The following is a 26,558-nucleotide window of genomic DNA, read 5'->3' on the forward strand; positions in this document are numbered from 1 at the left end:
AAATAATCTTATAATGAAGTTTTATATTCCTGCCCCATCTTCAAATGTTCTTAAAGTTCTTGGACGAATACCTACAAGATTTCCTTTTTGAATATTTTTCTCTTTAAACTCAGAGTGTGATATCTCAACCATCAAAGTTTTTGTTTCATCATTTAGATGACTTAAATCTATTTTCACAAAAGAACCTGCAAGTTGAATATACTTTACCTTTGCTTGTAAAATTGCTTCTTTATCATTTACTGAAATTATTTCTAACTCATGGGGTCTAATCAAATATTTATTATCTGAGCTATCTTCAAGATTTAACTTTCCATCATCAACTCGCCCATGAAATAGATTTACATTTCCTAAAAAGTTTATTACAAACTCATTTTTTGGATTGTGAAATACCTCTTCAGGAGTTCCAACTTGCTCTATTTTTCCTGTACTGATTACTACTATTCTATTTGCAACTTCAAGTGCTTCTTCTTGGTCATGTGTTACTAAAATAGTTGTAATTCCAAGTTCTTCTTGAAGCTCTTTTAACCATCTTCTTAAATCAGTTCGCACTTTTGCATCAAGCGCACCAAAAGGTTCATCTAAAAGTAAAACTTTTGGTTCAACAGCAAGTGCACGTGCTAGTGCAACTCTTTGTCGCTGACCACCAGACAATTGCCAAGGGAAACGAGAAGCAAAACCATCAAGTTGAATAAGTTTTAAAAGTTTATTTACTTTTTCTTCAATCTCTTTATTTGAAAGTTTTTGTTTTTTAGGTTTTACTCTAAGTCCAAAAGCGATGTTTTCAAAAACTGTCATATGACGAAACAAGGCATAATGTTGAAAAACAAACCCGATATCTCGTCCACCAATATCTTTTTTTGCAACATTTATACCATTAAATAAAATTTCTCCACTATCTTTATCATCAACTGTTTCAAGTCCAGCAATCATTCTTAAAAGAGTTGTTTTCCCACTTCCTGATGGTCCTAAAAGTGCCAATAATTCACCATCAACAATATCTAAATTTATATTTTCGAGTGCTACAAAATTTCCAAAGTTTTTTGTTAAATTTTTTACTTCAATCTTCATATTTTTTCCTATAAATTATTCTTCGTTTTCTAATTTTTTTGCTCTTTTTTGTACTTTCCACTCTAAAATATATTTTAAAACAAGAGTTAATAAGGCCAAAATTGCTAAAAGTGTTGAAACTGCAAAAGCTGCTACAAAGTTATATTCGTTATATAAAATCTCAACTTGCAAAGGCATCGTATTTGTCACCCCTTGAATATGTCCTGAAACAACTGAAACTGCTCCAAATTCTCCCATTGCTCTTGCATTACATAAAATAACTCCATATAAAAGTCCCCATTTTATATTTGGTAAAGTAACTTTTAAAAATGTTTGAAAACCACTTGCTCCAAGTAAAAGTGCAGCTTGTTCTTCATCATTTCCCATCTCTTGCATCAAAGGAATTAACTCTCTTGCAACAAATGGAAAAGTTACAAATATAGTTGCTAATACAATTCCAGGAACTGCAAAAATAATCTGTACATCATTTTCAATCAGCCAAGAACCAAACCAACCTTGAGCTCCAAACAATAAAACATAGACAAATCCTGAAATTACAGGACTTACAGCAAAAGGTAAATCAATCAAAGTTATCAAAAAACTTTTCCCAAAAAAAGAGTATTTCGCTATTGCCCAAGAAGCTGCAAGCCCAAAAACTAAATTTAAAGGAACAGCAATAATTGCAGTTATAAATGTGAGTTTAATTGCACTTAAAACATACTCATCTTCAAAACTTAAAAAATATGCTTCAACTCCTTTTCTAAAAGCTTCTGCAAATATTGTAATCAAAGGAACTACCAACATAACAGCTAAAAATGCTATCGCTGTTGTTATTAGTAAATATTTAACTACTTTTGATTCACCTTGTGAACTTTTTGAATTATTAAAAGTTTTCATATAGCCTCCATTCCTCTTCTTCTTGAGCTCCATCTTTGAAGAATATTTATTAAAAGTAACATTACAAAAGAGATTAATAACATTACAACCGCAATCGCTGTTGCTCCTGCATAATCATATTGTTCAAGTTTTGTAATAATCAAAAGTGTACTAATCTCTGTTTTCATTGGCATATTTCCAGCTATAAAAACAACTGAACCATATTCACCTAAAGCTCTTGCAAAAGATAAAGCAAATCCAGTTAAAAGTGCTGGAAAAATAGTAGGAAGTATCACTTTATAAAATGTTTGCCATCTACTTGCTCCCAAACTTGCACTTGCTTCTTCTTGTTCAACTTCTAACTCTTCAAATGCTGGTTGAATTGTTCTTACAACAAAAGGAAGACCAATAAAAATCAAAGCTATTGTTATTCCAATAGGAGTAAAAACAACTTTTATTCCAAATGGTTGTAAAATTTGTCCAAACCAACCTTGTGATGAATAAAGTGTTGTAAGAGCAATCCCTGAAACAGCTGTGGGTAAAGCAAAAGGTAAATCAACAATCGCATCAAAAACTCTTTTTCCAAAAAAGTTATATCTAACTAAACACCAAGCAACAATAAGTCCAAAAAAAGTATTTATAAGTGCTGCTATTAAAGATGTAAAAAAAGTTAGTTTATAACTTGCTATTACTCTATCATTTGTAGTTGCATCCAAAAAAGCTTGCCATCCCAAACTAAAAGCTTCTGTAAACAAAGCTATAAGTGGAATAATTACAATAATACTTAAATAAAAAACTGTATATCCCAAAGTCAAACCAAATCCTGGGATTGTGGATTTTGGTCTTTTTAATATGCCAAAATTTAATCTCATTTATATTTCCTTCTTCAACTCTTTGACGTTTTTAGGTTCATCAAACCAAAATCCTTGAAAATAATCTATTTCTAACTCTTTACAAGTTTCATAAATCTCTTTTGTTGAAACAAACTCTGCAACTGTTTTTATTCCAACTTTTTTTGCAAAAAAAACAATAGCCTCTACAACTGCTTTTGCTGTTTTAGTTCTATTTAAATCTTGAATAATTGACCCATCAAGTTTTATAAAATCTGCTTGTAATCTAACTAAATATGAAAAATTAGAATATCCCGTACCAAAATCATCAATTGCTATTTTTGTCCCTAAATTTTTCATAATTTTGATAAAAGATATAAGTTCTTCAAGATTATCTATACCTTCACTCTCTGTTATTTCTATTGTCAAAAAATGTGCAATATCAAACTCATAAATTTTTTGAATTAAAAAATCAACAACATCTTTTTCTAAAATATCACTTATTGATAAGTTGATACTAAACTCTATATTTTTGTTTTCAAAATACTCAAAAGATTTTTGAATTACTTTTTTTGTAATTTCACTATATAAATTTATTTTTTTTGCCCTATTTATGAAAAAATATGGACTTATTATTTCACCTTTTGAATTTTTCATACGAACTAAAACTTCATATTTTTTTTCAAATTGATTTGATATTGATTGAACAAAAATTTCAAATTTATCTTTTCTAATTGCTTCAATAATTTGAGCTTCCCAATATAAATCTTGTTCAATAGATAAAGAATTTGGATGACAAATATGATGTTGTTCACTATCATAAATCACTAAATTATGTTTTACAATTTTTGTTTGTTTTAGGGCAAACTCAGCACTAAATAAAAGTTCAGGATAATTTATAGCCACACCTGCTCTTAAAGGGATATATACTTTATATCCCTCAAGTTCAATAGGTGAATATCCAAAATACCAAACGATTGATTTTATAGTTTGAATAAATCTATCTTTAGATATTTCAGCACTAGAAGTTGCTGCAAAATTATCTGCTCCTAAATAATAAATTTTGCTATTTAAAAATCTATTTTCTAATCTTAAAGATATGATTTTTAGGACTTTTTCACCAAAATCATATCCATAATAATGATTTATATTTCCAAAACCATTAACATCAAAGATAGCTACTTTATTGAACATTTTATTTTTATTATCTTCTAAAAACTCTTTTCTATTAGCAAGATTAATCTTTATATCTTCTATTTGCATTTCTATCACTTTTATTTATAAATTGAATCAAATGTTCCACCATCATTAAAGTGTGTTTTTTGTGCATCTTGCCAGCTATCAAATAAATCATTTATTTTTACTAATTCAAGTTTTGGAAATATTTTTAATTCATCTTGTGAGACTAATTCAGGTTTGTAAGGTCTATAATAATTTTTAACTGCTATTTCTTGACCAATTTTTGAATATAAATACTCCAAATAAGCTTTTGAAACATTATATGTTCCTTTCTTTTTTGCGTTTTCATCTACAATTGCAACAGGAGGTTCAGCTAAAATTGAAATTGATGGTACAACTATCTCAAACTCATCAGGTCCAAGTTCATTTTTTGCTAAAAATGCTTCATTTTCCCAAGCAAGTAAAACATCTCCTATTTTTCTTTGAACAAATGTATTTGTTGCACCTCTTGCTCCTGAATCTAAAACAGGAACGTGTTTAAATAAATTTGTTAAATACTGCTTTGCTTTTAAATCTGCTTCTTTATATTTCTGTGAATTTTTATCAAGATTATCTAAGCTTCCTAACTCTTTTTTAAGTGCATAAGCATAAGCTGCTAAATAGTTCCATCTTGCACCTCCTGATGTTTTTGGATTTGGAGTAATTACCTCCACATCATCTTTTATTAAATCATCCCAATCTTTTATAGCTTTTGGATTTCCTTTTCTAACTAAAAAAACTATTGTTGAAGTATAAGCAGATGAATTGTTTTCAAATCTTTTTTGCCAATCATTTGGAAAAAGATTGGCTTTTTGACTAATTGCATCTATATCATAAGCAAGTGCCAAAGTTACAACATCAGCTTTTAATCCATCAATTACAGCCCGTGCTTGTTTTCCTGAACCACCATGAGATTGTTTTATTTTTACCTCTTGACCTGTTTTTTCTTTCCAATATTTAGAAAACTCTTTATTGTATTCTTCATACAGCTCTCTTGTTGGGTCATAAGAAACATTTAATATCTCAATTGATTTTTTTTGTGCTTCTGCTTTATAGTCATACTCTTTATCTGCAATTGCAAATGCAGGTATCAATAAACCCACTAAAACTAAGTTTTTTATATTTTTTATTACTCTTTTCATTTTATTTCCTATTTTATTAATTAATATACACTAAATGTGTGAATATTAAAGATTTAAAAAAAATCTCACCAATTCTTAAAACCGACTCTTAGTCCTACACATATCACACATCATATTTGGCTCCTTTTATATAATACACACTAAATAGGTGAATATTTAAAATTAAAAAAAATATAAGTGGTTAAATTCCTAAACCACCTATAAATTCTTCTTTGTAAACATCTTCTTTTGAAATAGGTTCTTGCAATAAACAAGAAGCTATTGTTGTTTTATCTAAAATCTGAGCTGTTAAATTTCTAATATTTAAAAATATTCTTCTAAAATAACACTTGCTTTCTTGAGAACAAGGCTCATAACTAGAAACAGATACACAAGAAATCATAGCTATCATTCCCTCAAAATAACGAATAACTTCACCTAAAGTTATCTCATTTGAAGCTTTTGCTAAAATATATCCACCATAACGACCAGGAATACTTTTTACCCAACCTGCTCTATTCATTTCAAGCATAATATTTTCTAAAAACCTTCTTGGTACATCCACTGATTCTGATAATTCTCTAATTGAAATCGAACTATTTTTTTGCTCAGCAATTGCAAATAAAGCTCTTAAAGCATAATCTGTTTTTTTTGATATTTTCATTTATCACCTACTAAATTGGTGAAATTATATTTTATTTTTTTTAACTTGTCAATACTTTTAAAATAAAATTGAAAAATTAGCTAGTTTTCTAGCCAATTTTTGCAATTCTAAATGCAACAGCATGTTCAAAAATAAGTGAATTACTATAAAAACATGTAATCATTCCATTACAAGGTGCTAAAAATTGGTGTATTACATTTCCTTCTAAAGAATGTACTATTTCACCAATTACTTGGTCTTTTGAGACATAATTTCCTGGTGATTCTTTTGAAATAAAAATTCCACTTTTAGCAGATTTTACAACACTTATTGTATTTCTATCCATAACTGTTGATTCATATCCATTAAAAATATGATAATTTATGATTTTACTTTTATCCATAAATCTGATAATTGCTTGATTTATTTGATTTGCAACTTTTTTATCTACTTGATTATCACTAGGACACATAATTGAAAATGCTTTAGTTCCCCAAAGTTGCCAGTTATATTGTAAAGTTACAGTATCTATTGATTTCATTGTTCTATGATGAATTAGTTTAAAACCAAATTTCTTTGCTGCAAGTAAATCTTCATATCCACTTTTATAAAGTTTTATATAAGGCAAACAAGTTGCTGGATCTGGACGTCGCTCAAGTATAACTCCAAAATCATAACCATTTAAAACATCAAATACTTTTTTTGCAATTCTTTGAGTTGTTTCACCTAATTCATATCCAGGGAACATCATATTTAAATCTGTGTTATCTAAAGGCCAAAATCTTTTTCCAATATTTAATGCATAATGATTTATTGAAGGAATAATTAAAACATCACCTTTTAATTTTTCTTGTTCAAGTTTATTTTTAAAAAAATCAACTAAAGTAGAAGCACAATATAAAGGTAATATCGAATCTCCTTCCATTGCACCAACTATTGCAATTTTAGGAGCATTTGGATTTGTTCCTTTAAATAAATAACCTTCAACAACCAAAGGTTCACGACTAAGAGATTCTATTCTTAATATTTCAATTTTTTCCACTATTTTCTCCAAAAATTCTAGCTATTAAAGAACCTTCATAAACAACTGGATATTCTCTTAAAGTAAATAAAATACCATTATTTGGAGCTGTTAGTGTAGTTAAAATAGTTCCTGTTAAAGGGTCTACAATATCACCAATTTTATCTCCTTCTTTTATAATTGCACAATGATCAAGAGCAGGAACAAATAAACCACTTTTTGCAGCATTTAGATAAAAAACATCACCAATTTCTGAACTAAAAGGTTCTCTTACTGAAAATTCTTCATCACATTCGATAATGCCCTCTTTTTTCATCAAATTTAAAATACCAATTAAAAGTTGATTTCCATATTCTTTAGTAAGTCTCATTCCAACACCCATTTCAACAACAAGTGTTTTTGTACCCATAGAGTTTAATGTATGAGAAAAAGTTGCTTCAAGAACAGTTACAGCATCATGAATCCAAATAAAATCACAATTTAACTCTTTGGCTAAGGGCAAAGTACCTTCTGAAAACTCTTTATTTATTCTAATTTGAGGAATTTCTCTTAAAAAAATATTACTTGAGTGAATATCAATAGCAATATCACTTCCTCTCACATCTTGTGCTAAAGCATAAACAACTTGCCCAGGAAGAAATTCATCAGCACTTCCAGGAAAAGTTCGATTTAAATCTACATCATATAAAGGAAATCCTCTTGTAATTGTATCTACACCCAAAGAATTAACCGCAGGATAAATATCAACTATACCTTTTAGTTTTTCACTATTTTTATTTAACCAATCAGCTAATAAATAAATTACTAATTGACCTTCTAATTCATCTCCATGTATTCCACTAACTATTGAGATTCTTTTTAATTTTTTATTTTCATCAACATAAATAGGTTCAAATCTAGTTCTTTTAACAGATAATTTTTCTCCTACAGGTAGATTAGATGTAAATATTTCTTTTGTAATCATTATCCCTCAACTATTATTTTATTTATTTTTCTATTCACTGAATTAAGAATTGCTTCATAAGAGTCATTCTCATTATGTGTCAGAAATTCTGCATTTGGTGCTAATATACTTACAATTTTATCAATTTCTTCCATAACAACCAATGAAAACTCTTTATCCTTTTCAATTCTTAAATGGAAATCTACTTTCTCTACTAATTTCCCTAATCTAATAAAATAATCACTTGTATTTCTTTTTTGTTTTCTTGTTAATTCTCCCCAAATCTCACTAATTAAAGAAAGGACATAATCAATAAATCTACAATCTATTAAAAAACTTGCATGACTTGAATGTTTTAACAAATCAGCTAATTCAATTACAGAACCAAATGCTTCTGTATCCATATTTGACCGACTTATAATTGCATTTTCTTTTGCATATGAAATTAAACTATTTATATTTGCACTATGATTTCCAAAAATTGCAACATTTAAAAAATCTCTTGCATTTGTATATTCTAAATCAACACCTAATTTTTTATAAAAATCTTTTCCTGAATTTTTATCTATATCTATTATTCTATCAAAATGATAAACTGCTTCAATAAGTGTTGCTTCTACTCTTTCTAAATATCTTCCAAACCAATAAAGATTAGTTGCTACATTTGCTGTTAATAATTGTTCCATATTAAGCCTCCATTACCCAAGTATCTTTAAATCCACCACCTTGAGATGAATTTACTAAATAATTACCTGCTTCCATTGCATATCGTGTTAATCCACATTGCCAAACTTTTGGTTCATCTGACATAACTACATAAGCTCTAAAATCAGCTTTTCTTGGAACAATTTCATCATTTATATAACACTCTTCATCATAAAACTCTATTAACTCTTGAGCTATAAATCTTCTTGGATTTGCATTTATAATAGTTTTCAAATCTTCTAATTGAATTTTTGACATAGCATGTCCAAACATAACTCCATAACCACCAGCTTCTGCAACATCTTTAATAACTAATTTATGCATATTTTCAAATACATACTTTTTATCATCTTCAAAATATGGTAAATAAGTTGGAGCATTATGTAAAATTGGTTCTTCACCTAAATAATATTTAATCATTTTTGGAACAAAATAGTAAATACCTTTATCATCAGCTATTCCATTTCCCGGTGCATTCATAATTGCCACATTTCCAGCTAAGTATGCTTCCATTATGCCTGGAACTCCAATAAGACTTTCTTCATTAAAGAATTTTGGGTCTAAAAATTCATCATCTAATCTTCTATAAACTGCACCCACTTTAATTAATTGACCATTATAATTTTTAAAATATAAATTCTTATTTTTAACTATAACTTCATCATTTCTTACAAGTTGTGCACCTATTTTTTTAGCTAAATAGGCATGTTCATAATAAGCTGAATTAAATCTACCCGGAGTTAAAACTACATTTATTCCTCCACAACTAACATAATTCATTGCTTCTTCTAAAATTGATGGATAACCTTTTATAGGTTTTATTTTTAGTTTTTCAAAAAAATCTGGATAAATTTTTCTATAAGTATCTCGAACAGATAAAGGATAACTAGCACCACTTGGAACTCTTAAATTATCTTCTAAAATAACCCAATCATCTGTTACTGTATCTTTTACTAAATCTATACCATTTATATGTGTTCTGATTTTTTTATTTGGAGAGAAACCTTCAAGCTCTTTTAAATAACCTTTTGCCTGAAAAATAAATTCTTCTGGAATAATTCCATCTTTTACTATTTTTTTATCTGTATATAAATCTTCTAAAAAAAGATTTAAAGCCTTTATTCGTTGAGATAAACCTTTATCCATTTTATCAAACTCTTTTGAATCTATTATTCTTGGAATAACATCAAAAGGAAGTGATCTTTCAATAAAATTTCCATCTTTATAAAGATTGAAATTAACTGCAAATTTATCCATATACTTTTGGAATTCATCAATTTTTAATCTATCTTGTTTTGAAAATATTTCCCAAAATAGTTCATTCGTCTCATTTTTTATATCTAGCAATTTACACCTCCTAAACTAATAAATTCTAGTCTTTATTATCTGAAAAATTACTAAATAATTACTTTCTTTCTATTTTTCTCTGTTTATTAAATATACATTTTAGTATGAATAGTTTATAAACTATAAAAAAAGGGGAAGATTATACATCTTCCCCTTTTTGATTAGATTTTTATAATTCTATTAAAAATTATGCAAATTTTTCTTTTTTCGCACTTCTTTTTCTTACAGTTGGATCTAATTCTCTTTTTCTTACTCTTACAGATAAAGGTGTTACTTCAACTAATTCATCATCTTCAATCCACTCTAAAGCATTTTCTAAAGACATTGTTCTTGGTGGAACTAATTTAATAGCTTCATCAGCACCAGAAGATCTAACGTTTGATTGTGCTTTTCCTTTAATTGGATTAACATCTAAATCGTTATCTTTTGCATGTTGACCAATTACCATACCAACATATACTTTATCTTGAGGTTTAATAAACATTACTCCTCTATCTTGTAAGTTGAAAATTGAATAACCTAAAGCTTCTCCATTTTCCATAGATACTAATGCTCCATATTTTCTAGATTCAACTGTTCCAGAATATGGTCTAAACTCTAAGAATGAGTGATTCATAACACCCTCACCTTTTGTTTCAGTTAAGAACTCTGTTCTAATACCAATTAATCCTCTTGCTGGAATTTCAAATTCAAGTCTTGTGTAACCTTCACCCATTGGTACCATGTTTGTCATAGTAGCTTTTCTTTTTCCAAGTTTTTCAATAATTGCACCTGAAAATTCATCTGGAGTATCAATTACTAAGTGCTCAAATGGCTCCATTTTTACACCATTTTCTTCTCTAATAATAACTTCAGGTCTTCCAATACAGAACTCAAAACCTTCTCTTCTCATATTTTCAGCTAAAATAGTAATTTGAAGCTCACCTCTTCCGTTAACTTTAAATTTACCTTCACCAATTTGCTCATATCCCATAGCAATGTTAGTGTTCATTTCAGCTTTTAATCTCTCATCAATTTTATTTGAAGTAACAAATTTACCTTCAGTTCCTGCTAATGGAGAATCATTAACTGCAAATGTAACAGAAAGTGTTGGTTCTTCAATATGCATTGGGTCTAATGGCATTGGATTAACTGGATCACATAATGAATCACCTACATCAATAGTTTCAAATCCAGCAACCGCACAAATATCACCTGCACCAGCAGTTTTAATATCAATTCTTTCTAAACCTTTAAATCCAATAAGTTTAGAAACTCTTCCTTTTACTTTTTCTCCATCTGCTTTACAAAGCATAACTGTTTCACCTTGAGAAATTGTTCCATTAAAAATTCTAGCGATTCCAATTTTTCCAATGAAGTTATCATAATCTAGTGTAAATACTTGAAGTTGTAATCCATTTTCATCAGCACCTTGAGGTTTTGGAACTTCTTTTAAAATAGTTTCAAATAATGGTTTTAAATCCATATTTCCATCATTTGCATCATATCTTGCATAACCATCTCTAGCAGCTGCATAAATAACTGGGAATTCTAATTGGTCTTCATTTGCATCCATTTGAGCAAATAAGTCAAATACCTCATCAACAACTCTTTCAGGTTCTGCTGCTGGTTTATCAATTTTATTTACAACAACGATTGGTCTATGTCCTAAAGATAATGCTTTTTTAACAACGAATTTTGTTTGAGGCATAACTCCTTCTTGGGCATCAACAAGTAATAAAACAGAATCAACCATTTTTAAAACCCTCTCAACTTCTCCACCAAAATCGGCGTGTCCTGGAGTGTCAATGATGTTAATTCTTACACCTTCATAATCAATTGCTGTGTTTTTAGAAAGGATTGTAATCCCTCTTTCTTTTTCGATAGCATTGCTATCCATTACTCTTTCATCTACATTTTGATGTGAAGAAAAAGTTCCTGATTGTTTTAATAACTCATCTACAAGTGTTGTTTTACCGTGGTCAACGTGCGCTATTACTGCGATATTTCTAATGTCTCTCATTGATTCTCTTTATATAAATTTTCGCGATTATACTAAATTTTTACTTATATTCCTATATTCATTACAAAAAGAAAACATTTTTTATAATATAAAAGATGAATAGAATATGAATAAAAATTCATATTCTATTCATCTATTATTAATTTTTAAAGTATAAACTACCGTTAAATTTAATCATCTAAAAGGAATTTCTTGAAAATATCTTCACAATATAAATTAATCATATTTAGTTCAATATTTTTTACATTATTTTATAATTACTCATTTTTTACAAATGTAATAAAAACTTATAGTTTCAGTGGATTAAATAGTATTTATATTTTATCTACAGCTCTTTTATTAGTTAGTTTTTTAACACTGTTTTTTACAATATTTAGTTCAAAATATACTACTAAACCCTTATTATTAATTACAATTATTATTTCTGCATTTGCAGCTTATTTTATGGATACATATCATGTGATTATTGATGATGAAATGATTAGAAATAGTTTACAAACTAATTTAAGTGAATCATCAGATTTATTTAGTTTAAAACTTGTTTTATATGTAGTTTTTCTTGCTATTTTTCCAAGTTATTTTATCTATAAACTTAAAATTGAATACAAACCTTTTAGACAAGAATTATTTGCAAAATTAAAAACTATTATTTTATCTATCTCTATTATTCTAATTATTTTATTTAGTTTTAGTAAATTTTATACATCTTTTTTTAGAGAACATAAACCTCTAAGATATCATGTAAACCCAATATACTGGATTTATAGTATTGGAAACTATGTAAATAAATCAGTAAATAGTGGCCCAATTGTTGTAAAAGAAATAGGTAAAGATGCAAAAATTATCCAAGAATATACAGATAAAGAGAAAAAAGAGTTAATTATTATGGTTGTAGGAGAAGCAGCTCGTGCAGATAGATTCTCTTTAAATGGTTATAAAAAAGAGACTAATCCATTATTAAAACAAGAAGATGTAATAAATTTTTCTAATATGTACTCTTGTGGAACTTCAACTGCTCAATCTGTTCCTTGTATGTTCTCTATATTTGATAAAGCTGATTATGATTATAAAAAAGGAATTTCAACACAAAATGCACTAGATGTTTTAAAACATACAAATGATATAGACATTTTATGGAGAGATAATAACTCTGATTCAAAAGGTGTTGCTTTAAGAGTTGATTTTGAAGATTATAGGACAGCACAAACAAATACTATTTGTGATGATGAGTGTAGAGATGAAGGAATGCTTGTAGGGCTTGATGAATATATCAAAAATCATAAAGATAAAGATATATTAATTGTTCTTCATCAAATGGGAAATCACGGACCTGCTTATTATAAAAGATACCCAAAAGAGTTTGAAAAATTCACTCCTGTTTGTAAAACAAATCAACTTGAAGAGTGTACACAAGAAGAAGTAAGTAATGCTTATGATAATGCGATTTTATATACTGATTATTTCTTATCAAAAGTAATTAATTTCTTAAAACCTTACTCAAATGATTATGAAACTGCAATGCTTTATATGAGTGACCATGGAGAAAGTTTAGGAGAAAATGGTTTTTATCTACATGGAATGCCATATATGCTAGCACCTGATGAACAAAAACATATTGCTTCTGTTTTATGGTTAGGAGGAGAAATGAGAGAAGATTATGATATTGAGAAACTAAATTCTTATAAAAATAAAAGTTTTTCTCAAGATAATTTATTTCACACTCTTTTAGGACTTTTTGAAGTTGGAACAGAAGTTTATAAAAAAGATATGGATATTTTAAATGATTCAAGAAAACCTGAATAAACAAATTTTCATAACAGCTATTTTATTAATAGCTGTACTTTGTTTATTTCAATTTACAAATCTTGATATTTATGTACAATCATTTTTTTATGATTTTAATACAAAAGATTGGTTTATAGATAAAAATGAACCTATATTAAGATTCTTTTTATATGATGGATTAAAAAAAGTAATTATTCTTTTTAATGTTCTAATATTAATTGCTTTACTGTTTTTTAGAAAAAAACAAATAGTTCAAAAGTATAAAAAGGGTTTATTAATAGTTTTACTTTCATCTATTTTTATTCCAAGTATTATTGGAAGTTTGAAAGCCTTTACAAATACTCCTTGTCCTTGTAATATTGTAAAATTTGGTGGAACATATCCAGAAAAAAAAGTTTTTGATTCTTATCCAGAAGGTTTTGTACAAAAATCTAAAGTAAAATGTTGGCCTGCAGGTCATGCAAGTGGTGGTTTTGCTTTAATGTCACTTTTCTTTTTATTTAAAAAACCAAGAAATCAAAAAATTGCTTTAACTAGTGTATTAATTCTTGCGTGGTCAATGGGAAACTATAAAATGCTTTTAGGTGACCATTTTTTAAGTCATACTATAATCACCATGCTTTTGGCTTGGCTTATAATATTAATAATAGTAAAATTCATTTCATTCAAACAACAAAGGCGAACTTTTGAGAAACCAACCAAAATATAATTTTTTTAAAAACACATCTTATGCTTTAAAAGGTTTAGTTGATTTAATAAAAACAGAAAGCTCATTTAAAATTGAATTGATTATAACTTTAGTTTTACTTCCTGTTATTATTTTTATAGATACAACTTTGACAAATAAAGCTCTATTATTTATAACTTTAATGGGAATGATTTTAGCAGAAACAACAAATAGTGCTATTGAACGGGTTGTTGATTTAGTAACTTTAGAACATCACGATATGGCAGGACGAGCAAAAGATGTTGGTAGTGCAATTGTATTTTTAAGTATTTTTATTTTTGTTGTTACTTGGCTTATCATTTTAATAGACATTTTTTAAACTTTGTCAAGAAATTGTCAATTAAATTAACAACAAAAATTTAAACTATTATTCTAAACTTCTAATAATATAAAATATTAGGAGGAATTATGAAAGCTTTAATTATCTCAGCTTTAGTTGCCAGTTTAAGTTTTAGTGCAACTGTTGATGATTATTTAGATTCATTAAAACAGGAAGTTCTTAAAGAAAATCCATCTTTTAAAGATTTTGATGCAAAAAGAGGGGAAGAGATTTTTACATCAAAACATATAGGGAAAAAAGGCAAAGAGATTTCATGTACAACTTGCCATGGAGCAAATCTACAAAAAGCTGGTGAAAATATTTTTACTACTAAAGTAATAGAACCACTTTCTCCAAAAGCTAATAAAGAAAGATTTACTGATATAAAAACTATTGAAAAATGGATGAAAAGAAACTTCAATGATGTTTACAATCGTGAAGGAACAGCTCTTGAAAAAGGTGATGTAACTACATACATCATAAATCAATAAAGGATAAAATATGAAATATCTAATTTTTTTAAGTTTAATGATAAATGCTTTGTTTGCAGAAGGTTATTCATCAATGCCAGATGTTGCACCTGTTAAAAATGACTTATATATAAAAGAGTGTGGAAGTTGTCATTTTCCGTATCAACCAGGATTACTTCCAAGTAATGCATGGAATAAAATGATGTCAAATTTAGAAAATCACTTCAATACTGATGCATCACTTGATGATGAAACTTTCAAAACTTTATCAAAATATTTAAATGATAATAGTGCAGAAAAAAATATGCAATATAAAAGAAGTAATAGAATTGTTTCTAGTTTAAATCCAAATCAAATACCTGATTCTATTTCTACAACTCCTTATATGGTAAAAAAACATAGAGAAATTAGAAAAGATTTAATTACTCAAAAAGAGGTAAAAGGTCTGTTTAATTGTATAGCTTGTCATACAACAGCAGATAAAGGAATATATAGTGAAAGAGATATAAAAATCCCAAATTTTGGTAGATGGGAAGATGATTAAAGGATAAATCATGGAAAAATCATATATTTGGTCACTGCCAACAAGAGTTTTTCACTCTTTGTTTGCAGTTTTTATATTGTTAGCTTTTTTAACAGATGATGATAAATTACTGAATTATCACGCTGTAATTGGATATTCAATCTTTATTTTATTAGTTTTTAGAGTATTTTGGGGATTATTTGGTCCTAAATATTCAAAATTTAAAGATTTTCCAACTGGTAAAAAAAATGTAAAAGAATTTCTGAATAATATCTTTGAAGAAAATCAAAAATATTTAGGTCACAATCCACTTGCTTCTTATGTAATGATAGCTATGCTTGTAGTTGTATTTTTAACAATATTTACAGGTGTTTTAGCTTTTGGAGTACAAGAAGGAAAAGGCTTAGTATCCTTTTTAAATGATACTCTTTTTAAAGATATGAAACTATTTAAAGAGATTCATGAAGTTTTAGCAAATATTCTTATTGCTTTAATTGTTGCTCACGTAAGTGGTGTGATGGTAGATAGATTTTTACATAAAAAACATCAAACTTTAAACTCTATAGTAACAGGCTATAAAATGACAAATGAGAGTGAAAATATAAAACTAAATATTTTTCAAAAACTTTTTGCTCTTTTGATGTTTATAGTTTTTATTGGATTTTTGATATTCAATTTAATTGAACCAAAAAATGTTTTTATTGCTTCAAAATTTGAACCAATAGATTATAAGACACAAAATGAAGTTTTTGTAACCGAGTGTGGAAGTTGCCATACTCTTTATCCCACCCAATCTTTTGCCTAAAAAATCATGGGAATTAATCATGGGTGATTTAGAAAATCATTTTGGAGATGATGCTTCAGTTGATGATGAAACAAATAAAGAAATTTTAGCTTTCTTAGTAAAAAATAGTGCAGAAACTTCTACTATGCAAGCTAGTTGGAATTTTTTAAATTCAATTGGAAATAAAGATATAATAGCTTTAAGCCAAACAGATTATTGGAAAAGAAAACACAAAGATATTCCAAAAGAGATTTTTGAGAATCCAAAAGTAAAAAGTATCTCAAACTGTAAAGCATGTCACACAGATATCGAAAAAGGATTAATTGAAAATGAAAATATTAAAGATATTTCTGATTTTAAGTAGTCTGTTTTTTGTTTTAAATGCAGATGATGATAAACATAAATATAAACACTCTTATAAAAATCTTGATTATTTAGATTTAAATGATTCCCAAGTGAAAGCTATTAAAAAAGCTTTACTTGATTTAAAAAAAGATTATAAAGATTTTTATGAATATAAAGATGAACAAGAAGATATTTTAGAAGATATTATAGAAGCAGATAATTTTAATGAAGAGTTATATTATAAGATTATTATGGATTTAAGAACAAAAGCAGCAAAACTAGAAGTTAAAAGAATAAAAAAAATACATGAAATCTTAGATAAGAAACAGAAAAAAGAGTTTGCAGACTATTTGGAGGAATGGAAAATTGAATAAAAAAGTTTTATTAATCGAAGATGATTTACAAATGCAAAAATTTATAATCGAATATTTAAAAGATTATGGTTTTGATTGTATTGCATTTGACCAACCAAAAGATGCAATTGAGAATTTTAAAGAAAACGATTATTCAATCATAATTCTTGATCTGATGCTTCCAGAGATGGATGGTTTTGATTTATTTAAAAAATTAAAACAAATAAAAGATGTTCCTATTATTATCTCCAGTGCGCGTGGTGATATAGGAAATAAAATCCATGGTTTTGAACTTGGAGCTGATGATTACCTTGCAAAACCCTATGAACCAAGAGAATTGGTTTTAAGAATAGAACATATTTTGAAAAAAAGTTTTAATAAAACTATGAGTGTTGGTGATTTTGTAATTGATAAAGAAAATCGTACTGTTTTTATGGATGATTATGCTATTGATTTTACAAAAATTGAATTTGAGATTTTTTTATTTTTAGTTGAAAATCAAAATAAAATCTCTTCAAGAGAACAGATTTTAAATGCAACAACACTTGATATTAATACAAAAAATAGAACAATTGATATGCATATTTCAAACATAAGATATAAAATTGGTGATGATTCAAAAAATCCTAAATATATCAAATCTGTTTGGGGTATTGGTTACAAATTTGTAGGTTAAAATGTCAATATTAAAAAAAATATCTTTTTTATTTGTTATAAGTCTTATTTTGATGACTATTATTGGTTCTTGGATTGATACTATAAATTCAAAAAGAATGGATAATTTAGTTAAAGAAAAATACCTAAAAGTAATAGAAGATATTTTTAGAAATATTGAAAACAAAAACTATATAAATTCAGTTTTTGAGAAAAATCAACTTGAACTTTTAAAAGATTTTAAAGATTCAAATGAAGAGATTATTTATGAACAAAACTATACTTTTGGACATATTATTATTCTAAAAAGATCTTTTGCAGATGAATTTATTATAAAAATAAAATATCTTGATGAAGAGTATATTTTAAAAACTCCCGATGAACAAAATCTAAATGATAAAACTATTTTAAATCTTCTTGTGTTTTTAGATATTTTCGCACTTTTTCTTATCTTTTTATATATCATAAAACTATTGACTCCTTTAAAAACTATCACTAAAGAGATAACAAATTTTGCAAATGGTGATTTATCAACAAGAATAAATATAAACTCGAAAGATGAAATAGGAACATTAGCAAAAACTTTTAATAGTATGGCAAGTTCACTTGAAAACTCAATAAAAACAAGAGAAGAACTCCTAAGAGATATAGGTCATGAACTAAGAACGCCAATAGCAAAAGGAAAATTTGCGATAGAAAAAATAGATGATTTTTCACAAAAAGAGTTACTCAAAAAAATCTTCTTGGATTTAGAAATCTTAACAAATGAACTAATTGAGCTTGAAAAGCTAAATCTTACAAAATTAAATATATCAACATTTAGTGCAGAAACTTTAGTTTTAGAATCTTTAGGAAAACTATATTTAGAAGATGAATCAAAAATAGAAATTGAGATAAATGAAGATTTTAAAATAGATGCTGATTTATATTATCTTTCAATAGCTCTAAAAAACTTAATTGATAATGCTTTAAAATATGCTATTTCATTTCCAATAATCATAAAAGTAAATAAAAATGAAATCTCTATTTCAAATAAAGGAAAACAACTCTCTAAAGAGTTTGAATACTATCTAAAACCTTTTACGCAAGAATTAAGTCAACGAGATGGCTTTGGTTTAGGACTTAGTATTGTAAAAAAAATCCTTGATAGACACAATTTCCAACTACTCTACTCTTATGAAAATGAATTTAATATTTTTAAAATTGTTTTATAATTTATTTGCAACTACTCTTAATCTAACATAATCAGCAAGCCAACCAAACTCTTCTGAATAAATTTTATTTTTTAAAATCTTTTCAACTTCTTCTTTAAAAATCTCTTTTTGTTTTGTTGTCAAATTTTTAGTTATTCCATTTGCAAAAATATCCAACCAAACTTTTATATCTTCAATTTTTGTTGGTCTATTTATCAACTCTATTGATTCAATTTCAAAGCCATTTTTTTCTAATATTTTTTTATATTCAATATCACTTATAAAGTTCCAAGGATTATTAAACTCTCCAAAATCTTTATGTTTAAAAAAAACTTCACTCATAGCTTCACATAAAAATTTTATATTTCCATAACCACCAAATTCAGCTACAAATTTTCCATTCTTTTTCAAAACTCTAGCTATTTCTTTTGCACTTTTATCCAAATCTTTAACCCAATGTAATACTGCATTTGAAAAAACTTTATCAAAACTCTCATCTTCAAATTTTAAATCTGTAACACTCATAACAAAAGTTTTTATACCTTTTTCTTTTGCTTTTAAAACCATCTCTTCACTTAAATCAATTCCGATTACATTTGCACCTTGATTTTGTATCTTTATTGCTAAAGTTCCCTCTCCACAACCTAAATCCAAAATCTTTTCATCTTTTTTCACAGCTAAAATATCAACTAAAGAAAAAGCCAAATTTGAAACAAAACTTGCTTTTTGTGAATAATCACCTGCATTCCAAATATTTCCATTCATAATTAATTCCTTTTTATTTTAAGAAATTTTATATTTTTTGAGAAATTAAAAGTATAAGAAAAGTTATATTTTATATCTGTAATCTTTTGGTGTTAAGTTATATCTTTTTTTAAACTCTAAAATAAACCAAGATACACTTGAATATCCACAAGTAGTTGCAATTTGAGAGATTGTTTCATCAGTTGTTTTTAATAACAAAGTTGCTTTTTCCAATCTTTTTTCATTTATCCAAAGTTTTGGCGTTGTGTTAAATTCATCTTTAAAATATTTTCTAATTTTTGCAGGACTTTGTCTAGTTAAACTGCAAATATCTTCAAAACTATTTACAAAATCAAGATTTGATTCTAAAATATATTTGATTCTATCTTTTGTTGTATTTATAATTTTGTTAAAAAATTGAATCAAACTCTTTTCATCTTTTTGTAAAACTAAAAGAAATAACTCCTCTATTTTTAGTTTTAAGAGCTCTTTTGAAAAATCCTTTTCCAAATAGTTTTCAAAAGATTTTATAGCTATTTTTAACTCTTCAAACTTTGAATAATCAAAATTAAAAAGTTCAGTTTCAGATTTTTTATCACTCTTTATTTTATATTTTTTTATAAAATCCAATACAAACTTATCACTAAAAAACAAAACTATTGATTTGTATTTTAAATTTTCATTTACTCTTTTACTTAAAAAGTAGTTGTTTTGATACAAAAAACAGATATTTGAAGAGTTTATATCTAATTTTTGCTCTTTTGTAGTTATAATTTTTTGACCAGTCAAAGGAATCATAAGAGCATGCATTGTATTTCTTATCGATAAAAAATCTTCTCGATATTTTGTAATATAATTTACGCAATAAATCTCTTCTAAATCGATAATTCTACTATCATTTTTTTCTATAAAATAGTTTGGAACAATATAAGTCATAATAAATCTTTTTAAAACTTATCTTTAAAAGTCTCTCTAATTTTTAAAAATTCATCTAAATGTTCAAAGAAAATATCCACAAGTTTTGGGTCAAAATGTTTTCCTCTTTCTTCTTTGAAAAGATTAAAAATTCTTTCATCATCCCAAGCTTTTTTATAAACCCTATGGCTTCCTAAAGCATCAAAAACATCTGCGAGTGCAGTGATTCTTCCATAAATATGAATATTTTCACCACTTAAGCCTCTTGGATATCCACTTCCATCCCATTTTTCATGGTGTTCATTTGCTACAACTGCGGCCATTTTTAAAAGTGGTCTATTTGAATGTTTTAGCATTTCATAACCTAAAGCTGCGTGAGTATTCATAATTTCTCGTTCACTCTCATCAAAACGACCAGGTTTATTTAACACGGCATCTGGAATTGCAACTTTTCCTATATCATGCATTGGACTTGCTTGTTTTAACATTTCTGCTTCTTTTTCATTTAAACCATAATATAAAGCCAAAAGTTTTGAGTATTCTGCAACTCTTTTTACATGATTTCCCGTCTCTTTACTTCTACTTTCTCCAATAGCACCCATTGTAAAAACTACTTCTTTTTGAGTTTTTTCTATTTCATGATTTAGATTTTTTATCTCTTCTAAACCTTCTTGTACTTTTGTTTCAATTTCATCAACAGATAAACCTACGTTTTTGTAAACTTTATAACCTAACACTATTATAAAAATGATTATTACTAAAATCAAAAGTAAAATCGTAAAATAGGTATGATTTATAAAATTTGTAGATAACTCTACTATTTTCTTCTCAATTTCCGAACTATATATTTTATTTTGGTTAATTACATTATAAATTTTACTTCGTAAACTATTTTCTTTATCTTCTATATTTTTCAAAGAAACAACATAATTTCCTACTTTAGTAACTATTTGTTGATATTCTTCTATCTCTTGATTATTATATTTTTTTTTAAATAACTCTATTTTGTTAAGCCATTTATCTAAAGTAATTTGATTTTTATATTGATAAAGTGTCTCTTTACTATAATATTTTATTTCACTAAATAATCTATATAATTCAAAATCTCTTAATTCTTGAATTTTAAAATCCAAATTTTTTCTATACGTATTTTCAATTGGATAATCTCTATCAAATTGATTTTTTAAATTGATTTTTTCTTTTTCTAATTCATAGATAGTATCAAATGCCTCTTCAATTTGTTTTTCACTCTCATAAAGTAAATGTAACTTTGAAGAGATAACACTATCTTTATGAATATCCGAAATAAAAAAATCTACAAAATCATTCTCGTCTTTTAAACTAAAAGTTTTTTCAATAGCTTCAAATTCTAATTCATATTTTATGAAGTCTGCTTTTTTAGATTCTAACTCATCAAGTGAATTTACTAAAGTAGTATCCTTTAATAATTCATTCATTTTTTCTTGCATTGATACCAAATTAGTAATTAACTCTTTTGTTGAATTATTTTCTCTTATTTGATAGATAATTATAGTATTTATGATTCCAATAGCTAAAATTATAAATAACATTATTATAAAACTTATTTTTATAATTTTTTTTATATTCATTTTTTCCACCAATTCCCAATAGAATAATTGCAATATAATATCAAAAATAATATTCATAACTTCTCACTTAATAAATTCAAATAGTTTTTTTTGTATAATTCAACCAATTAAGAAAAAAGGTATAAAATGATTCAACTAATAAATAAAAAAGAGAATATTTTTGGAGATGATATTGCATTTGTGGAAAATTGGGATTTTTCAAAAGCAAATCTAAATGAAGAAAATAGAATCTTAGCTATTACACAAGTTGCTTCTATTTGTTACCAATCACCTAAAGCTTTAGGAAGTGAATCTTTATACAATAGACTTATGGCTGAATCTCAAGGTCTTCCTTCTTCTTCATTTGAGTTTGTTCCAGTGTTACTTGACCCAACAAATGAAAAACATAAAGAGATTTTAGCACTTGAATATTCTAATACAAAAAAATTTGGTGAAATGATTTGTGATGGAAAATATCTTCTTACAAATTATAGAGCTTTAGTTTACGATTTTGAAAATAATCCAAAAGCATATAGTTTTGATATTAGAACCACTTATAACACACCTGAAGAGTGTAAAATTATCAAAGAACATTTCAAAGTATTTTTATTTAAAGTTGATTTCCCAACAAGAAGCCAAATGGTAAGACATAGGGTAAATTGGCAAGAATTAAGTAGAAGATATGTAAGTGGAAAAAGAGTTCCTTTTGAATTTTATATATCAGAAAAAATGAAAGATGTAACAAGTGAAGGTGGAACAACTCAACAGATTTTAGATATCTGTTTAGAACACTATTATAAAGCTTTAGAAGATGGTGTAAAACCTCAAGAAGCAAGAAGAATAATTCCACAAGCTGGTTATTCTCAAATTTGGGGAGGTTTCCAACCAACTCAACTTGAAAATTATTTCAAATTAAGACTTGATTCTCATGCTCAATGGGAAATTAGAAAAACAGCAGAGGCAATGAAAGAACTATTAGGAGAGTGATGAATTATCAGGCAATTTTAGAAGAAATAGAAAGAGAAATCTTACCTCTTTTTGGTGAAGGTAAAGTTGCTGATTATATCCCAGCTCTTGCTAATGTAAATCCTAATCAATTTTCAATTTCACTTCAAATGTTTGACGGAACATCATTTGGAATTGGAGAAATAAATAAAAAGTTTTCTATTCAAAGTATCTCAAAAGTTTTCACTTTCACAATGGCTTTAAACTATTATGGAAAAGAGTTATATAAAAGAGTTGGTCATGAACCTTCTGGAAATCCATTTAACTCTTTAGTTCAACTTGAATATGAAAATGGAATACCTAGAAATCCATTTATAAATGCAGGTGCAATAGTTACAGCTGATAGTTTAGTTTCAATTTATAAAGATAATACTTTTAGTCAAATTTTAGAATTTATAAGAACTGTTGCAAATGATGAAACAATAAATTTTGATGGAGAAATTTTTCACTCTGAATTAGAGCATGGATTTAGAAATTATGCACTTATAAATATGATAAAAAGTTTTGGAAATATCCACAATAAAATTGATGATGTAATAAAAACTTATTTTAAACAATGCTCTATTATGATGAGTCCAGCTCAACTTGCTAAATCAATGCTTTTTTTAGCAAATCACGGTGAAAATCCTATAACAAATGAAGTAATAATTACTGAATCAAAAGCAAAAAGAATTAACTCTTTAATGCTCACTTGTGGACACTATGATGCAAGTGGTGATTTTGCATATAAAGTTGGTCTTCCAGGAAAAAGTGGAGTTGGTGGAGGAATTGTTGCCATTGTTCCTAAAAAAATGGCAATTTGTGTTTATTCACCAAGATTAAATGCCCAAGGAAATTCACTTATTGGAACTAAAGCTTTAGAGTTATTTACTACAAAAACTGGCCTATCAATCTTTTAACACAAAAAGAGTATAATCCCGAAATTTATATCAATTTTGGAGAATTTATGAGTGCATTAGAAATTGCTGATATTATAGGAATCATTTGTTTTGCACTAAGTGGTTTTTTGATTGCTGTTCACTATAAACTTGATATTTTAGGTGTTTTTATCTCTTCATTTTTAACAGCTCTTGGTGGCGGAATGATACGAGATGTATTAGCCGATAGAACTCCTTATGTTTTTACTACAAATCTTCCAGTTATACTTGTTGTTGCAACTGTTTTAATAGCTTTATTATTTAAACTTCATAAAATTGATGATTTAGAAGGAAAAACAACTTTTATAATCTCAGATGCCATTGGTTTAGTCTCTTTTTCAATCACTGGTTCAATTGTAGCTATTCAAAATGAATTTAATTTTTTAGGTGCATTAATCCTTGCTTTTTTAACTGCTGTTGGTGGAGGAACAATAAGAGATATTTTAATAAATAGAGTTCCATCTATTTTAATCTCTGAATTTTACGCAACAGTTGCATTAATTATTGCATCTATTATGTTTATTTTAGAAGTATTACATTTAAGAAGTTTATTTACAATTACTATTGTTTTTATTTTTGGTGTTGCTCTTAGATTACTTGCATATTATAAAAAATGGCATTTACCTAAACTCTCTTAACTATTCATTTACTTTTTATAGATAGAATTTCCAAATTTTTATACCAAAGGAAAAAAATGATAAAAAAATTACTACTTACAATTTTTTTAGGACTTAGTGCTTTTGCTAATTCTTTAACTGTTGGGAATGATCTTCCTATACTTACAATAAAAGATCAATTTGAAAAAGAACATGTAGTTGATTCAAATGTTAAAACTATTATTTTCTCTGCTTCTAAAGATGAAAGTACAACTATAAAAAACTTTTTAAATACTAAAGATAAAGATTATTTAGCAAACAATCACATTGCTTATGTTGCAGATATTACAGGAATGCCAAGTTTGATTTCTAAATTTATAGCACTTCCTAAAATGAGAGATTATAGTTTTCCAATTTTATTAATTGATGAAGATAATAAAGCTTTATTTCCTGTTGAAGAAGATAAAATCACAATTATCTCTTTAGAAAATTCTAAAATTACTAATGTAAAATATATCAAAACAGCTGAAGATTTAGCTGCTACTTTCAAATAAAAACTATTTGGCTTTATGCCAATAGTTTTTTAAATGCTTCTACAATTGCCTCTTTTTCAAGTTCTTTAATTCTATTTTCTAAACTGTCAACTGTTTCATTTTCAGCTAATAAAAGCTCTTTAACTAAGATTTTTTCACCTTCATCATAAACTTCATTTACAAAATGAATTGTTACACCTGATTTCTTTTCACCATTTTTAATAACAGCTTCATGAACAAATCTTCCATACATTCCTTTTCCACCATAAATTGATGGAAGAATAGCTGGATGAGTATTTATAATTTTATTAGGAAATGCTTTTAAAAGTTTTGATTCAATTTTTTTCATAAAACCTGATAAAAATACATAATCACAGCCAAATTCTAAAAGTAATTTAGTAATTTTATCATCAAGATCTTGCTCAGGACATATTTTATTATTTATAATAAAATATGGAATATTATAAAATTTAGCTTTTTCGATAACTCCTGCATTTGTATTATTTGTGATTATAACTACAACTTCTGCATTAAGTATTTTATCTTCTATGGCTTTTTGAATAGTTTCAAATCCACTTCCATTATATGAGGCTAAGATTCCTATTTTTGTCATCAAGTTCTTCCTAAATTTTTTAAAGTTTGGATTATAACTAAAATTAGTTTACAATCTTTGGGCATGAGTTAAAGCTATTGCAATTGCATCTGTAATATCAAGTGGTTTAATCTCTTTTTTAACACCTAAAAGTCTTTTTACCATAAATGCAACCTGCTCTTTTGTAGCTTTTCCATTTCCTGTAACAGCTTGTTTTACTTGAAGTGGAGTATATTCAGCAAAATTTCCAAACTCTTGTAAAATTTTTAAACTTATTGCTCCTCTAAATTGAGCTAGTTTTATAACTGTTTTTGGATTAAAGGCATAAAACATATCTTCAATAGAAACTTCATCTATTTTATGTTTTTGAAATAATAAATCAAATCCTTCTGTCATCTCAACTATTTGCTCTTGTAAGATTTTGGTTTTTATTTTTATTAGTCCTGCTTCTATAAGTTTTATTTCTCTTCCATTCTTTTCAATAATTGCATATCCACAGTTTCTAGTACCTGGGTCAATTCCTAATATTTTCAACTTTTCACTCTTTTTGTTTATTTTTTATTCACATAGTTACATATTCGATATAATCGACTCTGTACAATAAAATTTTACTTAAAAGAAAAAAATTATTCACTACTTATTCACTATGTGTACAACTATATCTTTTCCATAAATTTAAGCACTTTAGCACTATTTGAAGCTCTTTTATAAAAAATTTAGATATAATATCTAGTAATTACAATTAAAGAGTTTATAAATAG

Annotated in this window: 29 protein-coding genes and 1 pseudogene; 14 read left to right on the forward strand and 16 right to left on the reverse strand. The window is 26.8% G+C overall.

Annotated elements, in window-relative coordinates; genetic code table 11:
• Nucleotides 1-21 precede the first annotated feature (21 nt).
• The 11 genes from ADFLV_RS14955 to typA form a co-directional block, all read right to left on the reverse strand.
• A complete protein-coding gene (locus ADFLV_RS14955; RefSeq protein WP_129011382.1) occupies nt 22-1,068 on the reverse strand; it encodes a sulfate/molybdate ABC transporter ATP-binding protein in 1,047 nt (348 codons plus the stop codon).
• Nucleotides 1,069-1,083: 15 nt separating this feature from the next.
• The gene (gene cysW / locus ADFLV_RS14960) at nt 1,084-1,944 is read right to left on the reverse strand and encodes a sulfate ABC transporter permease subunit CysW (RefSeq protein ID WP_014469544.1); all 861 of its coding nucleotides are present in this window, start codon (nt 1,942-1,944) and stop codon (nt 1,084-1,086) included.
• Nucleotides 1,941-2,795 (reverse strand): sulfate ABC transporter permease subunit CysT, encoded by an 855-nt coding sequence (gene cysT / locus ADFLV_RS14965; protein WP_129011383.1) that lies wholly within the window; start codon nt 2,793-2,795, stop codon nt 1,941-1,943. The genes cysW and cysT overlap by 4 nt, the downstream gene beginning before the upstream one ends.
• The gene (locus ADFLV_RS14970; RefSeq protein WP_129011384.1) at nt 2,796-4,016 is read right to left on the reverse strand and encodes an EAL domain-containing protein; all 1,221 of its coding nucleotides are present in this window, start codon (nt 4,014-4,016) and stop codon (nt 2,796-2,798) included. It abuts the gene before it with no gap.
• 11 nt (nt 4,017-4,027) lie between these two features.
• Complete coding sequence (locus ADFLV_RS14975) at nt 4,028-5,113, reverse strand: sulfate ABC transporter substrate-binding protein (protein ID WP_129011385.1); 1,086 nt, start codon at nt 5,111-5,113, stop codon at nt 4,028-4,030.
• Between the two features lie 181 nt (nt 5,114-5,294).
• Nucleotides 5,295-5,756, reverse strand: coding sequence for an RrF2 family transcriptional regulator (locus ADFLV_RS14980; protein ID WP_014475523.1), 462 nt, complete (start codon nt 5,754-5,756; stop codon nt 5,295-5,297).
• Nucleotides 5,757-5,844: 88 nt separating this feature from the next.
• Entirely contained in the window at nt 5,845-6,777 is a 933-nt protein-coding gene (locus ADFLV_RS14985) for a M14 family metallopeptidase (RefSeq protein ID WP_014475524.1), read from the reverse strand.
• Nucleotides 6,764-7,720: a M14 family metallopeptidase gene (locus tag ADFLV_RS14990; RefSeq protein ID WP_014475525.1), complete on the reverse strand. Its 957-nt coding sequence runs from the start codon at nt 7,718-7,720 to the stop codon at nt 6,764-6,766. The genes ADFLV_RS14985 and ADFLV_RS14990 overlap by 14 nt, the downstream gene beginning before the upstream one ends.
• Nucleotides 7,720-8,385: an alpha-E domain-containing protein gene (locus ADFLV_RS14995; RefSeq protein ID WP_014475526.1), complete on the reverse strand. Its 666-nt coding sequence runs from the start codon at nt 8,383-8,385 to the stop codon at nt 7,720-7,722. The genes ADFLV_RS14990 and ADFLV_RS14995 overlap by 1 nt, the downstream gene beginning before the upstream one ends.
• Before the next feature lies 1 nt (nt 8,386).
• Nucleotides 8,387-9,751 (reverse strand): circularly permuted type 2 ATP-grasp protein, encoded by a 1,365-nt coding sequence (locus ADFLV_RS15000; protein WP_014475527.1) that lies wholly within the window; start codon nt 9,749-9,751, stop codon nt 8,387-8,389.
• 187 nt (nt 9,752-9,938) lie between these two features.
• Nucleotides 9,939-11,753 carry a translational GTPase TypA gene (gene typA / locus ADFLV_RS15005; protein ID WP_014475528.1) on the reverse strand — a complete coding sequence of 605 codons (1,815 nt, stop codon included), beginning with the start codon at nt 11,751-11,753 and terminating at the stop codon, nt 9,939-9,941.
• 192 nt (nt 11,754-11,945) lie between these two features.
• On the opposite strand from typA, the gene ADFLV_RS15010 reads away from it, so the two are divergent.
• From ADFLV_RS15010 to ADFLV_RS15055, 10 genes are all read left to right on the forward strand, one after another.
• Complete coding sequence (locus ADFLV_RS15010; protein WP_129011386.1) at nt 11,946-13,556, forward strand: phosphoethanolamine transferase; 1,611 nt, start codon at nt 11,946-11,948, stop codon at nt 13,554-13,556.
• Nucleotides 13,534-14,247: a phosphatase PAP2 family protein gene (locus ADFLV_RS15015; RefSeq protein WP_129011387.1), complete on the forward strand. Its 714-nt coding sequence runs from the start codon at nt 13,534-13,536 to the stop codon at nt 14,245-14,247. Before ADFLV_RS15010 ends, ADFLV_RS15015 begins: the two co-directional genes overlap by 23 nt.
• Nucleotides 14,225-14,584, forward strand: a complete 360-nt coding sequence (locus tag ADFLV_RS15020; protein WP_129011388.1) for a diacylglycerol kinase — start codon at nt 14,225-14,227, stop codon at nt 14,582-14,584. The genes ADFLV_RS15015 and ADFLV_RS15020 overlap by 23 nt, the downstream gene beginning before the upstream one ends.
• An 89-nt stretch (nt 14,585-14,673) precedes the next feature.
• Nucleotides 14,674-15,075, forward strand: a complete 402-nt coding sequence (locus ADFLV_RS15025; protein ID WP_129011389.1) for a DUF1924 domain-containing protein — start codon at nt 14,674-14,676, stop codon at nt 15,073-15,075.
• A gap of 10 nt (nt 15,076-15,085) precedes the next feature.
• On the forward strand, nt 15,086-15,598 hold the full coding sequence (locus ADFLV_RS15030; protein WP_129011390.1) for a diheme cytochrome c: 513 nt from the start codon (nt 15,086-15,088) through the stop codon (nt 15,596-15,598).
• A 10-nt stretch (nt 15,599-15,608) separates the two neighbouring features.
• Nucleotides 15,609-16,382 carry a cytochrome b/b6 domain-containing protein gene (locus ADFLV_RS15035; protein WP_129011391.1) on the forward strand — a complete coding sequence of 258 codons (774 nt, stop codon included), beginning with the start codon at nt 15,609-15,611 and terminating at the stop codon, nt 16,380-16,382.
• Nucleotides 16,383-16,401: 19 nt separating this feature from the next.
• Entirely contained in the window at nt 16,402-16,725 is a 324-nt protein-coding gene (locus ADFLV_RS15040) for a cytochrome c (RefSeq protein ID WP_014475535.1), read from the forward strand.
• Complete coding sequence (locus ADFLV_RS15045; RefSeq protein ID WP_129011392.1) at nt 16,691-17,080, forward strand: hypothetical protein; 390 nt, start codon at nt 16,691-16,693, stop codon at nt 17,078-17,080. The genes ADFLV_RS15040 and ADFLV_RS15045 overlap by 35 nt, the downstream gene beginning before the upstream one ends.
• On the forward strand, nt 17,073-17,735 hold the full coding sequence (locus ADFLV_RS15050; protein WP_014475537.1) for a response regulator transcription factor: 663 nt from the start codon (nt 17,073-17,075) through the stop codon (nt 17,733-17,735). The genes ADFLV_RS15045 and ADFLV_RS15050 overlap by 8 nt, the downstream gene beginning before the upstream one ends.
• Before the next feature lies 1 nt (nt 17,736).
• Entirely contained in the window at nt 17,737-18,927 is a 1,191-nt protein-coding gene (locus tag ADFLV_RS15055; RefSeq protein ID WP_014475538.1) for an ArsS family sensor histidine kinase, read from the forward strand.
• Here the strand turns inward: ADFLV_RS15055 and ADFLV_RS15060 are convergent.
• The 3 genes and pseudogenes from ADFLV_RS15060 to ADFLV_RS15170 all read right to left on the reverse strand — a co-directional run.
• Nucleotides 18,922-19,671, reverse strand: coding sequence for a class I SAM-dependent methyltransferase (locus tag ADFLV_RS15060; RefSeq protein ID WP_129011393.1), 750 nt, complete (start codon nt 19,669-19,671; stop codon nt 18,922-18,924). The two genes, ADFLV_RS15055 and ADFLV_RS15060, sit on opposite strands and share 6 nt — an antisense overlap.
• A gap of 63 nt (nt 19,672-19,734) precedes the next feature.
• Nucleotides 19,735-20,586, reverse strand: coding sequence for a helix-turn-helix transcriptional regulator (locus ADFLV_RS15065; protein WP_129011394.1), 852 nt, complete (start codon nt 20,584-20,586; stop codon nt 19,735-19,737).
• Between the two features lie 11 nt (nt 20,587-20,597).
• Nucleotides 20,598-21,242 (reverse strand): annotated as a pseudogene (locus tag ADFLV_RS15170) (HD-GYP domain-containing protein); the annotation flags it as partial.
• A gap of 1,059 nt (nt 21,243-22,301) precedes the next feature.
• Here ADFLV_RS15170 and ADFLV_RS15075 point away from each other — a divergent pair.
• From ADFLV_RS15075 to ADFLV_RS15090, 4 genes are read left to right on the forward strand one after another with little or no spacing between them, the layout of a single operon-like run.
• Entirely contained in the window at nt 22,302-23,141 is an 840-nt protein-coding gene (locus tag ADFLV_RS15075) for an FAD-dependent thymidylate synthase (RefSeq protein ID WP_129011396.1), read from the forward strand.
• The gene (locus tag ADFLV_RS15080) at nt 23,141-24,058 is read left to right on the forward strand and encodes a glutaminase (RefSeq protein ID WP_129011397.1); all 918 of its coding nucleotides are present in this window, start codon (nt 23,141-23,143) and stop codon (nt 24,056-24,058) included. Before ADFLV_RS15075 ends, ADFLV_RS15080 begins: the two co-directional genes overlap by 1 nt.
• 47 nt (nt 24,059-24,105) lie before the next feature.
• Nucleotides 24,106-24,714 carry a trimeric intracellular cation channel family protein gene (locus tag ADFLV_RS15085; protein ID WP_014475544.1) on the forward strand — a complete coding sequence of 203 codons (609 nt, stop codon included), beginning with the start codon at nt 24,106-24,108 and terminating at the stop codon, nt 24,712-24,714.
• A gap of 56 nt (nt 24,715-24,770) precedes the next feature.
• Nucleotides 24,771-25,226, forward strand: a complete 456-nt coding sequence (locus tag ADFLV_RS15090) for a hypothetical protein (protein WP_014475545.1) — start codon at nt 24,771-24,773, stop codon at nt 25,224-25,226.
• Between the two features lie 13 nt (nt 25,227-25,239).
• On the opposite strand, the gene purN is transcribed toward ADFLV_RS15090, so the two are convergent.
• Both purN and ruvC read right to left on the reverse strand, forming a co-directional pair.
• Nucleotides 25,240-25,818, reverse strand: coding sequence for a phosphoribosylglycinamide formyltransferase (gene purN / locus ADFLV_RS15095; RefSeq protein ID WP_014475546.1), 579 nt, complete (start codon nt 25,816-25,818; stop codon nt 25,240-25,242).
• Nucleotides 25,819-25,866: 48 nt separating this feature from the next.
• The gene (ruvC, locus tag ADFLV_RS15100) at nt 25,867-26,331 is read right to left on the reverse strand and encodes a crossover junction endodeoxyribonuclease RuvC (RefSeq protein ID WP_014475547.1); all 465 of its coding nucleotides are present in this window, start codon (nt 26,329-26,331) and stop codon (nt 25,867-25,869) included.
• Nucleotides 26,332-26,558: the final 227 nt, after the last annotated feature.

The sequence above is a fragment of the Arcobacter defluvii genome (genome assembly GCF_013201725.1).
Classification (GTDB): Bacteria; Campylobacterota; Campylobacteria; order Campylobacterales; family Arcobacteraceae; genus Aliarcobacter; species Aliarcobacter defluvii.

Bases quoted from the DNA above. Each gene is read 5' to 3' on its own strand.
- ADFLV_RS14955 (WP_129011382.1), bottom strand. From the start codon at position 1,068: ATGAAGATTGAAGTAAAAAATTTAACAAAAAACTTTGGAAATTTTGTA.
- cysW (WP_014469544.1), bottom strand. From the start codon at position 1,944: ATGAAAACTTTTAATAATTCAAAAAGTTCACAAGGTGAATCAAAAGTA.
- cysT (WP_129011383.1), bottom strand. From the start codon at position 2,795: ATGAGATTAAATTTTGGCATATTAAAAAGACCAAAATCCACAATCCCA.
- ADFLV_RS14970 (WP_129011384.1), bottom strand. From the start codon at position 4,016: ATGCAAATAGAAGATATAAAGATTAATCTTGCTAATAGAAAAGAGTTT.
- ADFLV_RS14975 (WP_129011385.1), bottom strand. From the start codon at position 5,113: ATGAAAAGAGTAATAAAAAATATAAAAAACTTAGTTTTAGTGGGTTTA.
- ADFLV_RS14980 (WP_014475523.1), bottom strand. From the start codon at position 5,756: ATGAAAATATCAAAAAAAACAGATTATGCTTTAAGAGCTTTATTTGCA.
- ADFLV_RS14990 (WP_014475525.1), bottom strand. From the start codon at position 7,720: ATGATTACAAAAGAAATATTTACATCTAATCTACCTGTAGGAGAAAAA.
- ADFLV_RS14995 (WP_014475526.1), bottom strand. From the start codon at position 8,385: ATGGAACAATTATTAACAGCAAATGTAGCAACTAATCTTTATTGGTTT.
- typA (WP_014475528.1), bottom strand. From the start codon at position 11,753: ATGAGAGACATTAGAAATATCGCAGTAATAGCGCACGTTGACCACGGT.
- ADFLV_RS15015 (WP_129011387.1), top strand. From the start codon at position 13,534: ATGATTCAAGAAAACCTGAATAAACAAATTTTCATAACAGCTATTTTA.
- ADFLV_RS15025 (WP_129011389.1), top strand. From the start codon at position 14,674: ATGAAAGCTTTAATTATCTCAGCTTTAGTTGCCAGTTTAAGTTTTAGT.
- ADFLV_RS15030 (WP_129011390.1), top strand. From the start codon at position 15,086: ATGAAATATCTAATTTTTTTAAGTTTAATGATAAATGCTTTGTTTGCA.
- ADFLV_RS15035 (WP_129011391.1), top strand. From the start codon at position 15,609: ATGGAAAAATCATATATTTGGTCACTGCCAACAAGAGTTTTTCACTCT.
- ADFLV_RS15040 (WP_014475535.1), top strand. From the start codon at position 16,402: ATGGGTGATTTAGAAAATCATTTTGGAGATGATGCTTCAGTTGATGAT.
- ADFLV_RS15045 (WP_129011392.1), top strand. From the start codon at position 16,691: ATGAAAATATTAAAGATATTTCTGATTTTAAGTAGTCTGTTTTTTGTT.
- ADFLV_RS15055 (WP_014475538.1), top strand. From the start codon at position 17,737: ATGTCAATATTAAAAAAAATATCTTTTTTATTTGTTATAAGTCTTATT.
- ADFLV_RS15060 (WP_129011393.1), bottom strand. From the start codon at position 19,671: ATGAATGGAAATATTTGGAATGCAGGTGATTATTCACAAAAAGCAAGT.
- ADFLV_RS15065 (WP_129011394.1), bottom strand. From the start codon at position 20,586: ATGACTTATATTGTTCCAAACTATTTTATAGAAAAAAATGATAGTAGA.
- ADFLV_RS15075 (WP_129011396.1), top strand. From the start codon at position 22,302: ATGATTCAACTAATAAATAAAAAAGAGAATATTTTTGGAGATGATATT.
- ADFLV_RS15080 (WP_129011397.1), top strand. From the start codon at position 23,141: ATGAATTATCAGGCAATTTTAGAAGAAATAGAAAGAGAAATCTTACCT.
- ADFLV_RS15085 (WP_014475544.1), top strand. From the start codon at position 24,106: ATGAGTGCATTAGAAATTGCTGATATTATAGGAATCATTTGTTTTGCA.
- ADFLV_RS15090 (WP_014475545.1), top strand. From the start codon at position 24,771: ATGATAAAAAAATTACTACTTACAATTTTTTTAGGACTTAGTGCTTTT.
- purN (WP_014475546.1), bottom strand. From the start codon at position 25,818: ATGACAAAAATAGGAATCTTAGCCTCATATAATGGAAGTGGATTTGAA.